This is a genomic window from Paracoccus broussonetiae, from assembly GCF_031854425.1.
Lineage (GTDB): Bacteria > Pseudomonadota > Alphaproteobacteria > Rhodobacterales > Rhodobacteraceae > Paracoccus > Paracoccus broussonetiae.
Genome location: NZ_JAVRQI010000026.1, coordinates 1 through 12516, shown reverse-complemented (window position 1 = coordinate 12516; position 12516 = coordinate 1). Strand labels below are relative to the sequence as shown.

At 63.4% G+C, this 12516-nt stretch carries 11 protein-coding genes and 1 pseudogene; 9 read left to right on the top strand and 3 right to left on the bottom strand.

Translation table 11 applies throughout. The features are described from left to right. Positions 1-82: 82 nt before the first annotated feature. The gene (locus tag RM190_RS22160; RefSeq protein WP_311761660.1) at positions 83-1942 is read right to left on the bottom strand and encodes a thiamine pyrophosphate-binding protein; all 1860 of its coding nucleotides are present in this window, start codon (positions 1940-1942) and stop codon (positions 83-85) included. A 96-nt stretch (positions 1943-2038) separates the two neighbouring features. Between RM190_RS22160 and RM190_RS22155 the strand changes: the two genes are divergently transcribed. The 5 genes from RM190_RS22155 (at position 2039) to RM190_RS22135 (ending at position 6451) form a co-directional block, all read left to right on the top strand. Further along, positions 2039-2872, top strand: coding sequence for a helix-turn-helix domain-containing protein (locus RM190_RS22155; RefSeq protein WP_311761659.1), 834 nt, complete (start codon positions 2039-2041; stop codon positions 2870-2872). A gap of 117 nt (positions 2873-2989) precedes the next feature. After that, positions 2990-3685 carry a hypothetical protein gene (locus RM190_RS22150; protein ID WP_311761658.1) on the top strand — a complete coding sequence of 232 codons (696 nt, stop codon included), beginning with the start codon at positions 2990-2992 and terminating at the stop codon, positions 3683-3685. Between the two features lie 11 nt (positions 3686-3696). Beyond that, positions 3697-5088, top strand: a complete 1392-nt coding sequence (locus tag RM190_RS22145; RefSeq protein ID WP_311761657.1) for an aspartate ammonia-lyase — start codon at positions 3697-3699, stop codon at positions 5086-5088. Next, positions 5069-6070 carry a glycoside hydrolase family 3 N-terminal domain-containing protein gene (locus tag RM190_RS22140; protein WP_311761656.1) on the top strand — a complete coding sequence of 334 codons (1002 nt, stop codon included), beginning with the start codon at positions 5069-5071 and terminating at the stop codon, positions 6068-6070. Before RM190_RS22145 ends, RM190_RS22140 begins: the two co-directional genes overlap by 20 nt. 3 nt (positions 6071-6073) lie before the next feature. Then, positions 6074-6451 carry a VOC family protein gene (locus RM190_RS22135; RefSeq protein ID WP_311761655.1) on the top strand — a complete coding sequence of 126 codons (378 nt, stop codon included), beginning with the start codon at positions 6074-6076 and terminating at the stop codon, positions 6449-6451. Positions 6452-6484: 33 nt separating this feature from the next. Here RM190_RS22135 and RM190_RS22130 read toward each other — a convergent pair whose 3' ends face one another. Next, positions 6485-7363 (bottom strand): alpha/beta hydrolase family protein, encoded by an 879-nt coding sequence (locus RM190_RS22130; RefSeq protein ID WP_311761654.1) that lies wholly within the window; start codon positions 7361-7363, stop codon positions 6485-6487. Between the two features lie 21 nt (positions 7364-7384). Continuing rightward, positions 7385-8974 carry a GMC family oxidoreductase gene (locus tag RM190_RS22125; protein WP_311761653.1) on the bottom strand — a complete coding sequence of 530 codons (1590 nt, stop codon included), beginning with the start codon at positions 8972-8974 and terminating at the stop codon, positions 7385-7387. A gap of 259 nt (positions 8975-9233) precedes the next feature. Between RM190_RS22125 and RM190_RS22120 the strand changes: the two genes are divergently transcribed. The 4 genes and pseudogenes from RM190_RS22120 to RM190_RS22105 all read left to right on the top strand — a co-directional run. Beyond that, the gene (locus tag RM190_RS22120; protein ID WP_311761652.1) at positions 9234-10052 is read left to right on the top strand and encodes a sugar phosphate isomerase/epimerase family protein; all 819 of its coding nucleotides are present in this window, start codon (positions 9234-9236) and stop codon (positions 10050-10052) included. Positions 10053-10062: 10 nt separating this feature from the next. Further along, the gene (locus RM190_RS22115; RefSeq protein WP_311761651.1) at positions 10063-11199 is read left to right on the top strand and encodes an MFS transporter; all 1137 of its coding nucleotides are present in this window, start codon (positions 10063-10065) and stop codon (positions 11197-11199) included. 451 nt (positions 11200-11650) lie between these two features. After that, the gene (locus RM190_RS22110; RefSeq protein WP_311761650.1) at positions 11651-11788 is read left to right on the top strand and encodes a hypothetical protein; all 138 of its coding nucleotides are present in this window, start codon (positions 11651-11653) and stop codon (positions 11786-11788) included. A gap of 223 nt (positions 11789-12011) precedes the next feature. Next, a pseudogene (locus RM190_RS22105) lies at positions 12012-12516 on the top strand (xanthine dehydrogenase family protein molybdopterin-binding subunit); the annotation flags it as partial.

Sequence of the window (12516 nt, the reverse complement as noted above, 5' to 3'; positions counted from 1 at the left end):
TGCGCCGCAGCGGCCACCCGATCTGATTTCTGGAAGGGAGAAGAAAAGAAGGCCGGGGGCGGGCGCGCCGCCCCCGCGCAGGTCAGAACATCTGCTCTTTCGCGCGCATCTCGGCGTAGGCTTCCTGTTCTTTTTCGTAATAGGCGGGCGAGGGGAAATCCCACCAGCCGGTCGCGAAGGGTCCGGCCGCGTCGCGCGAGACGATCACCTCGACCAGCGTCGGTCCCTCGGTGTCCAGCGCCGCCTGCAGCGCGGGTTCAAGATCCTCGTCCTTCTCGACCTTCCACGCCTCAAGCCCAAAGGCCCGGGCCGAGGCCGCGATATCGGCGGAATAGGGCTCGCCGTTTCCGGCATGGCGGTTGAACTCCGACGCGACATGCCGGCCCATGAACTTGCGCTGCCCACCGCGGATCGACATGTAGCCCTGGTTGTTCAGCACCAGGAACACCACGTTGATCCCGTTCATGACCGCCGTGCCCATTTCCGGCAGCGACATCATGAAATCGCCGTCGCCGACGATCGCCACGACCTTCTGATCGGGGCAGGCAAGCTTCGCGCCCATCGCCGCCGGAACCGCCCAGCCCATCGGCGAGTAGGACCCCGAGGTCAGATGCGTGCGCGGCAGGTAGACCGGGAAGCTTTGCTTCACGGAGCCTTGGGTATTCCCCGAACCGACAACGACGATCCCGTCGCGCGGCAGTACCTTGCGCAGCGCGACCAGCGGCCGCTGCGAGGTAAAGGGCGTCTCGCGGCTAGACTCGCGCGGCTCGACCAGCGCGCGCCAATCGGCCTTGGCCTGTGCGACATCGGCATGGAAATCGGCATTCCGCGCCCGCAACTTTTGGCCATCCTCGGCCGGGATCGCGGCAAGGATTTGCTCCAGCGCAATCTTGGCGTCCGAGACAATGCCGACTTCGGTCGGATAGGTCTTACCGATCTCGCGCGGGTCAAGGTCGATGTGGATGAGCTTGGAGGGAGGGAAGCTGAAGGAGACGCCCTTGGCATAGGACGAGGCCGACCAGTCGGTGAAGCGACAACCGACCGAGATCACAACATCGGCCGAGGCGGTGATCTTGTTGCCGCAGGTCGTGCCGGTCTGCCCGACCGCACCGATGAAAAGCTCATTGTCTTCGGCTATCGCGCCCTTACCGTTCCAGGTGATCGAAACGGCGGCCCCGATCCGTTCAGCCAACGCGGTCAACTCGGCCGAGGCATTTGCAGTGATCGCGCCGCCCCCGGCGACGATGACCGGACGCCGCGCGCCCAGCAGCAGGTCGACCGCCGCCTGAATGGCGCGGGGGTCGGGATGGGCGACGCCCAGCGGCATCCGCTTCTCCAGCGGGTGGATCGTCACATCTGCGGCCTCGACCTGCACATCCATCGGCACCTCGACATGGACCGGGCCGGGGCGGCCGGTCAGCATTTCGTTGAAGGCGCGGTGCATGATCGTCGGCAGCGCCGTGGTCGATTGCGCCTGCCATGCCCGTTTTGTCACCTGCTCGGTAATGCGGGGGAAGGCATTGTCCTGCTGGCGCTCCAGCTCCTGCATGGTGCCGTGGCCCTGCATGTAGGTCTGGGGCGAGCCCGAGACGTAGAACACCGCGGTCGAGTCGCAATAGGCGGTGGCAAGGCCGATGATCGTATTCGCCGCACCCGGCCCGACCGAGGTCGAGCAGGCCATCGGTTTCCCCGAGGCGCGGAAATAGCCATCCGCCATATGCACGGCGCTTTGCTCATGCATGACCTGGATGAAGGGAATCTCTGATCCTTCCTGCAGGAAGGCGTCGAACAGCGCCCAGATGCCGTGGCCCGGAACGCCCGCCACATATTCCACGCCGTAATCCTTCAGCGCCTTTGCCACGACCTGGCCACCGGTAAGTTTCATCGCATTCCCCGTCTGGTTGGCTGCACCGATCTTGGTCAGGTGCAAGTCTGATTTCACTTTCCCTGATGCTGCGGGCTTGACGATTTTGTCGCAATTTCGCATCGCTATGAATCATGGCGCAAACTGACGCACCGAGTGCGAAGGCATGGGATGATGAGTGAAACGGCCGGCAGTGACGACAAGATGACCAATTTCGCTGCCAATCTGCGGCTGCTCTGCGACCGGCAGGGGTCGATCTCGCAGATCTGCCGCAAGCTTGGGATCAACCGGCAGCAGTTCAACAAGTATCTTTCCGGGCGGCACATGCCCTCATCGGGCAATATCCGTGTCATCGCGAATTACTTCGGCCTTGGCCCCGACGTGCTTTTCGCCGAGCATGAGCATTTCCGCGCTTTGGTCGACGGCAATTTCTTTGACGTGCTGGACCATCTGCGCCGCGCGCCGCAGGTCGTGCGCTTTCTCGACACGGTCGCCGTCTCGACCAAGATCGACATGGGGGAATATGTCGGCTGCTATGACCGCTACCAATATTCCTCGATCTATTCGCGCAAGATCCTGCGCTCGGCCTTCTGCATCTTCCAGAACGGCGATTTTCTGAACCATTATTACATCGAACGCTTTCCGAGCTACGACAATCCGGCCCGGACCGAATACATCTTCAAGTACCACGGTTTCACCTTCCCGGTGGAGGACAGGGTCTTCACCATCGACTTCGAGACCGTGCAGCGGAACGAATTTACCTTCGGCATCTTCTCGAATGTCCAGCGCAGCTCGAAGCGCTTCATGTTCGGCATCGTCAGCGGGGTGGCGGCGACCATGTTCCGCCAGCCCTTCTCGACCCGGGCGGTGCTGCATTATCGCAAGGCCGGGCTCCTGAGCCGGGCCGAATTGCAGTCGACGACGACGCTTGACATGAACGACCCGTCGATCCCGCGCGAGGCGCGCGAGTATCTGGGTGAAAGCCCCGACATGATCAAACCGGCCTGACGCGGGGGGCGGATTTTTCCGCGTCAGTCTGCGTCAGTTTTACATCTGTCGCGCAATGGTTTGCGCCATGGTTCCGTGCTGTCTTGGGTGCAACAGAACCCGATCAAGGCGCCCGCCATGTACAACCAGACTCGAGACCTTGCCTTTGCCGATGACTTCATTCTGGCGAAGCTTGTTGAAAACGCCCGCGATTTTGCCGTCGAGGATGCCATCGTCGTCAACCTGAGCCCCGAGCCCATGGTGACCGGCACCGACCATCCGGGCGTCGTCCCGGCTTGGAAATCGACCTGGCTCAAGGGCGGGACGATCATGTCGGCCGAGCGCGCGGCGATCATCAAGGTGCGTCAGGCCACCAATCTCGGCGGCTGCATGTTTCGCGGCTGGGACTGGCTTGGCAACCGGATCAAGAGCTTTCCGCGTGACACGCCGCTGTTCATCTCGGCCCAGGACAGCATCGGCATGGTGACGACCGATGCCCATGTCTTCACCAATGAACGCAAGACCGCCGAGGCGCCGCAGCAGTTCGAGCTGAAGCTGAACCTGTGGTGGTCGCCGGGCGATACCGACTGCTTCATCCATAACGAGCACCCCTTCCTTGAGGTGCATACCCAGATCCACGGCCTTGGCCGGATGCAGAAGTTCCGCGAACGCGATGCCGCGACGCTATACGAGGATGTTGTGATGCCGATCGGCTATTCGCATGACCCGTTCTGCCGCGTCACCGGCCCGAGCGCGTGGACCTATCCCTGGCACCGCTACTATGCCGATACCGACTCGGTCTGGCTCGCGGTCGAACTGCACCCGCAGGGCTGACAGGTTTCGCGATGATCTCCGAAGGATCATGGACCCGGACCGAAACGGACGAGCTGGGCAGCCGTAAGCTGCCGGGCGAGGCGCTTTACGGGATCAACACGCTGCGCGCCGCCGAGAATTTCCCGGTGTCGGGCATGCAGATCGAGGCGCTTTCGCCCCTGATCCATGCCATGGCTCTGACCAAGAAGGCGGCGGCGATGGCCAATCACCGTCTGGGAAAGCTTTCGGCGCGCAAGGCCGAGGTGATCGGCCGGGTCTGTGACGAGCTGATGGCGGGCCAGCATGCCGGCCAGTTCATTGTCGACGTGTTTCAGGGCGGCGGCGGCACCTCGAGCCATATGAACATGAATGAGGTCATCGCCAATCGCGGGCTGGAACTGATGGGCCATGCCTGCGGCCAATACGAGCATTTGCACCCGGTCCGCGATGTGAACCGGTCACAATCGACGACAGATGTCCATGCCACCGCACTGCGCATCGCCTTGATGCAGGCCGCGCCGGGGCTGGAAGCGGCCATCCGGGATCTCGCGGACGCCTTTGCCGCCAAGGGGCAGGAATTCGCGGGCATCCTGAAGCTTGCCCGCACCCATCTGCAGGACGCCGTACCGATGACCTTGGGTGAGGAATTTGCCGCATTCGGCAGCGCGCTGCGGCAAGAGGGCGCGCGGATCTCGCCCGCCTCGCAGGCTTTGGCCGGGCTGAACCTCGGCGGCACCATGGTCGGCAGCGGCCTGACCGCCCAGCCCGAATTTGCCGATGCGGTGATTGCCGAATTGCAGCGCCTGACCGAATTGCCGCTGCGCCGGGCCGAGGATCTGGTCTCGGCCGCGTGGAGCACCGCCGATCTGGTGCAATTCTCGGCCATGCTGCGCGGTTTGGCGCTGACCATGTCCAAGATCGCCAGCGACCTGCGCCTGCTCTCCTGTGGTCCGCGCGGGGGGCTGGGTGAAATCATCCTGCCAGCCGTGCAACACGGCTCGCCGCTGGTTGAGGGCAAGATGAACCCGGTCATCCCGGAAATGATCAATCAAGTAGCGATCCATGTCGCCGGGGCCGATGCCTCGGTCGGGATGGCCGCGCAGTCGGGGCAGTTGCAGCGCAATCCCTTCGAGCCGCTGATCGCGCATTGCCTGCTGACCAGCATCGGCATGATCTCCAGTGCCGCGCGCATCCTGGCCCGGCGCTGCGTCGAGGGCATCCGCCCCGATCCTGCCGCCTGCGCCGCGCATCTCTCGGCCCCGCAGACGCTGATCGCGGGGCTGACGACCCTGGTCGGCCCCGAGGTCGCCGCTGCCATCGCCTCATCCGTCGCCGCAGGAACAGCGCTTGACGAGGCTTTGCGCAACCACGGGCTTGGCCCGCTTACTTTTGCTACGGATACCCATGACAAACCCCAATTTTGACGCTTATGCCGTCCTCTTGCCCGCGATTGACGATCTTACCCTGACTGATCCCTTGGCGCGGTTTCTCGACGAGGGCGGGCGCGCCTTTCTGATCGGCGAGACTCGCGACGAATATGTCGGCCGCGCCATGTCCGAGGCGCGTCGTGCAACCGAGACTGCCGATGTCATTTGCAACTTGACCCAGCAGATCCGCGACCGCGCCGGATCCGCGCTGATCGCATTGGATCAGGAACCCGGAGGCATCTGCCGACTTCACGGTCTGGTCGCGGAACTGCCGGTTGACCTGAACTCGACCTCTACGGCAGAGATCGAGTGCATCGCCTTCGACATTGCCGCTGCTGCGCGCGGGATGAGGGTGACGATGTTCTTGTCCCCGGTGTTGGACGTAGTAACGGGCCGCAATCCGTGGCTCACGGGCCGAACGCTTGGGACCGATCCGGATCAAGTTGCGCGTATCGGCGCCGCATTTATCCGGGGTGTCGAGAAGGCGGGCGTCGTCGTCTGCGCCAAGCATTTTCCTGGACATCACGACATCGACGGCGACCCGGCTATCGAGGTCGCGACGGTCAGCGGCAGGGCCGGGGATCTGGATCCGGGAATGATCCCGATGCGTGCAGCAATCGATGCCGGCGCGCGGGCGATGATGACCGGCCCTGCGTTGGTGCCGGGGATGGACCCGGTGATGCCGTCCTCGCTCTCCGCCCCGACCATTGCCGCTCTGCGCGGGATGGGCTTTGCCGGGCTGGTTGTCAGCGACGATCTGGACGCCATCGGCACCCTGCGGGGCGAGCGGGACGTGGCAGGCGCGGCCGTCGCGGCGCTGGCAGCGGGATCGGACCTGCTGCTTCTGTCGGCCGCGAACGACCTTCGGGACATCCGCGCGCGCATCCTCTCCGCCGTGGCCGATGGCTCCCTGCCCGAGGCGCGACTGGCCGAGGCTGCCGCCCGCGTCCGCGCCCTTGCCGACAGCACCGGGGTCTGAGCGATGCGGATCGAGCATGTCGCGCTATGGACCCGTGACCTCGCGGGCGCAGCCGAATTCTGGTGCCGGCATTTTGGCGCCGCGGCGTCGTCCGAATATACCAGCCTCAACCGGCCGGGCTTCCGCTCGGTCTTCCTGAGCCTGCCCGAGGGGGCGCGGATCGAGTTGATGACGGGCCCCTGGATCGTCGCGGCCCCGCCCGAAGCCGAGGGCTGGGCGCATGTCGCGCTGGCCCTTGGCAGCGAGCAGGCGGTTCGCGACAAGGCCGGGGACTTTGCCGCGATGGGGCTATTGCTCTCGGGGCCGCGCTGGACCGGCGACGGCTATTTCGAGGCGACGATCGCCGCCCCCGACGGTACCCTGATCGAGATCACCGTCTGATCACGGTGCGGGCCCTGGTCGGGCCCGCCCTTGTCAAAGGTTGTCGCGGAACCACTCGACAGTCTGCGGCGCAAGCTCGGCCCGGACCAGCGCGTCCGATGTCCCGGCCCCGAAATCATGGTCGGAATCGAGAAGGACGAGGTCCTCGATCCCCGTGTGATAGCGAAGCAATTGCTGCGCAGGATAGGGTTGTGGGGCAACGATGGTCTCGTTCCGACCGGCGATCACCCGGAGCGGGCCGGAGTATGATGCAAGCGCCCCCGCCGCCGACGCCTCTGGCAATTCGTGGAAGAAGGCTCCATTCAGCGTGGTCTCCCCACCCCATGACAGGCTGGCGGTGACGGGCTGGTCGCTGGCGGCGGCAAGGCCCTCGGCCACCTTCTCTTTGCCCATGATGGTCGCATAGGTCGCCATCGGATTGGCGACAGGTGCCCAGAGCACCGCCGCACGCGTCTCGGGGCGGGCGGCCGCCAGATGCGCGCCGACCAGTCCGCCCTGACTATAGCCCAATATGCCAATGCGGTGGGCATCGACACCCGGCATGATCTGAAGATAGTCGAAGGCATCGACCGCATCGGCAATCTGCCCCGAGAAGGTCGTCTGCTCCCACGTTCCCGAACTTTCGCCTGATCCGGCGAAATCGATCCGAAGCGAGGCGATTCCAGCCTTGGCGAGCTCCTCTGCCATCAGGGTGAAAAGGCCCGTCTCGGTTCCCGCAACGGTGAATTCGTTCTTTGAGCCGGTGAAGCCGTGCAGCATCAGCACGATGGGCGGGTTCTCGATGCCGTCAGGCCGGTTCAGGATGCCCGCGATCCGCTTGTCGGCCCGCTCCACGGTCACCGCTTCTTCGCCCGCCACGGCCATCGTGGCCGACAGCGCCGCTAGGCCAAAGGCCACCAGTCTCAGGGTCATGTGCTCATTCCTCGTTGGGGATCAGGCGCGACGCATCATGTCGGCGAGCTTTTCGCCGATCATGATGCAGACCGCATTGGGATTGCCCGAGATCAGTGTCGGCATGATCGAGGCATCGGCGACACGCAGCCCGTCGATGCCGTGGACGCGCAGTTCGGGATCTACCACGGCCATGTCGTCGCGGCCCGCGCGGCAGGTGCCCGCCGGATGCAGCGCGGCATGGGCCGCGGTCTGGCAGAACCGGCGCACCTGCTGGCGGGTAATGGGGCCCGCCTCGGGCAGTTGGCGGCGCGCGACATAGCGGCTGATGGCGGATTGCTCCATCAATTCCAACGCAAAAAGCGTGCCGTCGGTGATCGTTTCCAGATCCTGGGGATCGCCGAAGTAATTCGGGATCACGCGCGGATGCATCGCCGGGTCGGCGCTGGTCAGCCGCACCTCGCCGCGCGAGCGCGGGCGGATCTGGCCAAGGTTGATCGTGCAGCCATTGCCACCGGGTACCGCCTCGACCCCTTCCTCGATCCCGGCACCGACGACCATGAAATATTGCATGTCGGGATGCTTCTCGGTGCGGTCGGCCCACCAGAACGCCCCGCCCTCGATCAGGTTCGACGCCGCCGGGCCGCCCTTGAACAGCAGGTAGTTGAGGCCCGCCAGCGCCTTCCAATGCGGCTTCTTGTACTTGTCGTAGCTATGGGGTCCGTTCAACTGGTAAATCAGCGAGATCTCGATGTGGTCCTGAAGGTTCTGGCCCACGCCGGGCAGGTCATGAGTGACCGCGATCCCGTGGCGGCGGAGTTCCTTGGCAGGCCCGATCCCCGACAGCATCAGTAGCTTTGGCGTGTTGATAGCCCCGGCCGACAGAATGACCTCGCGTCGCGCACGGAGAGTCCGGACATTGCCGCCCGTGACATACTCGACGCCTACCGCGCGGCCCTTTTCGATCAGGATGCGTTGGACTCTTGTCCCGGTCGTGACCGTCAGGTTGCGCCGCTTCCTAGCGGGCCTCAGATATGCCACCGCAGCGCTGCTGCGCCGCCCGTTCCGCGCGGTGATCTGGTAAAGCCCGCAACCCGCCTGATCACCCGAGTTGAAATCCGGATTCAGTGGCAACCCCTTTTGCTGGCAGGCCTGCAACCACGCGCGGGTCAGGGGGTGGATATGGTCAATGTCAGAGACACCGAGCGGCCCGTCGATGCCATGCACCTCATTGCAGAAGCGGTTGTTGGCTTCGGCCTTGCGGAAATAGGGCAGGACATCGCCATAGCCCCAGCCGGTCGCGCCAAGACTCTCCCACATCGCGTAATCGTCGGGATTGCCGCGGATATAGATCATCGCATTGACCGAAGAGCCGCCGCCCAGCACGCTGGCCTGAACCATCGTCGGCTGTTCCTCGCGGTTCTGGGCGTCCGTCGGCTCCCACGGCATGCGCTTCAAGAGCGGGCCTTGCGCGGTCTTGTAATAGGCGCCAGGGATATGGATGTAGGGATTGCGGTCGCGCGGTCCTTCCTCGAGCAGGACGACTTGGGCATCCTGATCCTCACTGAGGCGCGAGGCCATGACGCAACCGGTCGATCCGCCGCCGACGATGATGTAATCCGCCTCTGTCATCCCGTGCATCCTTTCCGCTCTGATACCGGAGTTAAGCGGATGAGGGTGCCTTGGCACAATTTCGCAAGCCCGATTGTCCTGACGCAGCCAGATGCGTGGATTGCGTCAGAATGCGTCAGGATTCACCGCGCTGCGAAATTGCCCGCAGCGCACCCGCACGAGAGAGTTGGCCGAGACATCGCAACCGGAGGCCAACGTGACCCCTTCAGACCAACAGATTGTCCTGCATTCTCTGATCGCACGGAATGGGACCATGGCCATGGACCTGAAGATTGCGCGCGATCTGGGTTATGACGGGATCGAACTTTCGGCTGCCAAGATGCGTGCCTTCCTTGCCGCAGGCTGGTCGGAGACCGAGCTTGCCGAGCGCCTGCGTCCTTTCAACATTCCGGGCATTGGCTTTCTTCTGGACATCGAACGGCACGGGGCGGATCGGGCGGCGCTGATGCAGGATGCCGCGGAGCTTTTCCATCTGGCCGAACTTGCTGGCGCAAAGGGTGTGCAGGCGATTACCGGGCCGGTGTCGCTGTCGGCGGTCCAAGCCCATGCGGCGGGACAACCGGTCGCGGCTTATCGCGGCACGCTTGGGCTGTCGCGCGACGAGCAGATGCGCATCACCGCCGCCAATCTTGCCCGTCTGTCCGGCATGGCAGCTGAAAAGGGGCTAATTCTCTATTTCGAGGCGCTGGCATGGTGCCCGCTGAACAGGATAGCGGACCAACTTGAACTGCTAGACCGTGCCGGGCGGCCGAACCTGAAATTGGTGGTCGATTTCTGGCATTGTTATGCGTCGGGCGACAGGCCGGAAGATGTGGCGTTGATCGACAGGGACCTGATCTACGGCGTCCATCTGTGCGACTCGCGCCCCCATTTTGGCGGCATTCCGGACGAAGGTGTGCTGCGCGACGTGGCGACGGGTGAGGGCGTGCTGAACTTGCGCGAATGGGTGGATGCGGTGAAATCAACTGGGTATGTCGGGTGGTGGAGCGGCGAGCTTTTCTGCCGCAGACAGCATCAGGACGACAGTTTCCAAGTGGCTGCCGAAATGAAGAGACTCTTTGAAGATCTGATCCATTGAGGCACAAGAATTGACTGGCTATTCGACGGCACGGATCACTCTTGGCGCGTGTTTTCTTGCCGGTGGCTTCGGCATCGGTACCTGGGGCGCGAACCTGCCCGCCCCGGGTCGCCGCGCGGCGCTGGACGAAAGCGGCATCGGCATTGTACTCCTGTGCTTTGCGGCGGGTGCCATCCTCGCGATGAACCGCACGCCGCAGATGATCGCGCGCATCGGGGCCGCTCGCCTTGCCACGCTTGCGGTCGGCCTCTTCGGAATGGGGATCGCCTTGGTCGCCACGGCCGCCCAGTTCGGCGTGGCGATGGTGATCGCGGGGTTGTGCGGCGCGGCCTTCGGCGCGCTCGATGTCTCGATGAACAGCCATGCTGCCGATCTCGAGGCGCGGGCCAAGCGGCCGATCATGTCCACGCTTCACGCCATGTTCAGCGGCGGCACGCTGGCGGGGGCCATGGCCTATGCCGCGTTGGCGCGGGGGGGAATGGGAAGTTCCTCAATCCTTCTGGGCGCAGGCTGCATCATTCTCGCGATCGCCGCGGCGACATTCCTGCGCACGTCTCCTGCGCCCGACCACAATGCGACCATTGACCACCGGTCCGCGGCTGCGAAGCCCGGTCTGAGCGCGTTGCGGCTTGGGTTGCTCGCCTTCGTGATCTTTCTAGCCGAGGGTGCGATCATGGACTGGTCGGCGGTCTATCTGGTGCGCGTATTGGGAACAACAGAAAGCACGGGGGCAGCGGGTTACGGTGTCTTTGCTGCAGCCATGCTGACGGGACGGCTGGCGGGCGACCGCGTCAATCAGGTCTTGGGTCCGTTGCGGCTCTTCGCGCTGGGAACGGCGCTGGTGACGGTCTCGCTTGCGGGCTTGTTGCTGTCGGACAGTGTTTTAGCCGTTTTTGTGGCGCTGATCCTCTGCGGGCTGGGTATGTCGAACATCATTCCGCTGATCTTTTCGACGGCTGGTCGCCTTGGTGCCGCCGATGGCGGGCGTTCGCTGTCACGTGTGCTGACGATGGGCTATGCGGGCATTCTGCTCGGCCCTGCAATGATCGGCTTCGTAGCCGAGGCCTCCTCCCTGCAGTTCAGCCTGATGCTGGTTCTGACAAGCGTTGCAGCGATGATGTTCTTCGGCAAGGCGGCACTCGGATAATATGTCAGTACTGGTAAAGCCTTTCTTCTGCGGGAGGAGAGACAGGCGAATACCTGTATTGCCTCAGCGCTGGGCGCCGACCTCGCGTCCGGGATCGCCGCCCCGCGCACGTCAGGGGGGCAGAACCGCGTTGAGCCCGATTACTCACTACGGACGCCTGATTGTCGCCGATGACCTGGTCCGTCAGCAAAGTCGCATCAGAAGATTGAACTCTTAGCCAACCTGCTTGGGGAAGGTGCGGGTTGCTTCTGGCAAAGATCGCCTCTCGAGGTGAAGAACACCACGCCGTAGGACGTCGGTTCGCCTTTGATGTAGTGGAGAGGCAGTTGCAAAGTGATCAGGTCAAGGGCCCCTCAAACTATCTTTTCAGGTGACTTGTAATCGTCCTCTGGCCAAACCCTCGTTCACGAGTTCATTGCGGTCCAATCCGTAGGGGAGTAGCCATCCCTTCATGAAAAAATCGCTGCCGTGGCCAGAAATCGTCTCATTTGTCTTCAATGAACTGCAGGATACGTTAGCTGCTATTGATGAAGTGCAGAATGATCTGTGGAATGCACAGATCATGCGTGCGCATGTCAGATGCTCTTGAACGAAATCGTTGAAGTGCTGTGCCACGACAAATGCTCTGTCGCCCGCCTCATGCTGATAGCCGGGGAAGTTCTCACCTCGTGTCCGGGGGCCGTCTTGATCTTCTCTCATTTCCTCATCCACGCCCTGCCAATCAACAGAATGATTTTGCAACGATATCGGCGCATTGGGACGAGACCCGGCAGGGCATCATTGGCAAGCCGCTCGATCGTCCGGAAGCAGCGTTGAAGGTAACGGGGACGGCCACTTATGCCGCCGAATATCGTCCGGAAAACTGCGCCGAGGGGGTGCTTGTCACGGCGAAGATTGCGCAGGGCAAGGTGTTTCGCCTGCATGACGACCAAATCCGGTCGATGCCGGGCGTTTTGGGAGTTTTTGCCGACAAGCTTATGCTGCGGCGCCCGGCACAGGGGACGGCAGGGCAGGCGCCGGTGCAGAACGTGGGCGAGGTGGAATATTACGGCCAGCCCGTCGCGCTGGTCGTCGCCGAAACCTTCGAGCAGGCCCGCCATGCGGCGCACACCTTGCGGATCGACTACGAATCCGCGCCAAAGGTGCCCCTTGATCCGGAAAGCTCGGAATATCACCCCGCCCGCAAACCTGTCGTGCTGGGCGATCTCGAGGAGGCGATGGCCCAGGCCGCCCATTGCGTCGATCTGACCTATGCGACAGAGGGCCATGCCAGTGCCGCGATGGAGCCGCATGCCTCGATCGCAGAATGGCAGGGGA

Bases quoted from the DNA above. Each gene is read 5' to 3' on its own strand.
- RM190_RS22150 (WP_311761658.1), top strand. From the start codon at position 2,990: ATGTACAACCAGACTCGAGACCTTGCCTTTGCCGATGACTTCATTCTG.
- RM190_RS22155 (WP_311761659.1), top strand. From the start codon at position 2,039: ATGAGTGAAACGGCCGGCAGTGACGACAAGATGACCAATTTCGCTGCC.
- RM190_RS22145 (WP_311761657.1), top strand. From the start codon at position 3,697: ATGATCTCCGAAGGATCATGGACCCGGACCGAAACGGACGAGCTGGGC.
- RM190_RS22135 (WP_311761655.1), top strand. From the start codon at position 6,074: ATGCGGATCGAGCATGTCGCGCTATGGACCCGTGACCTCGCGGGCGCA.
- RM190_RS22110 (WP_311761650.1), top strand. From the start codon at position 11,651: ATGAAAAAATCGCTGCCGTGGCCAGAAATCGTCTCATTTGTCTTCAAT.
- RM190_RS22120 (WP_311761652.1), top strand. From the start codon at position 9,234: ATGGACCTGAAGATTGCGCGCGATCTGGGTTATGACGGGATCGAACTT.
- RM190_RS22130 (WP_311761654.1), bottom strand. From the start codon at position 7,363: ATGACCCTGAGACTGGTGGCCTTTGGCCTAGCGGCGCTGTCGGCCACG.
- RM190_RS22140 (WP_311761656.1), top strand. From the start codon at position 5,069: ATGACAAACCCCAATTTTGACGCTTATGCCGTCCTCTTGCCCGCGATT.
- RM190_RS22125 (WP_311761653.1), bottom strand. From the start codon at position 8,974: ATGACAGAGGCGGATTACATCATCGTCGGCGGCGGATCGACCGGTTGC.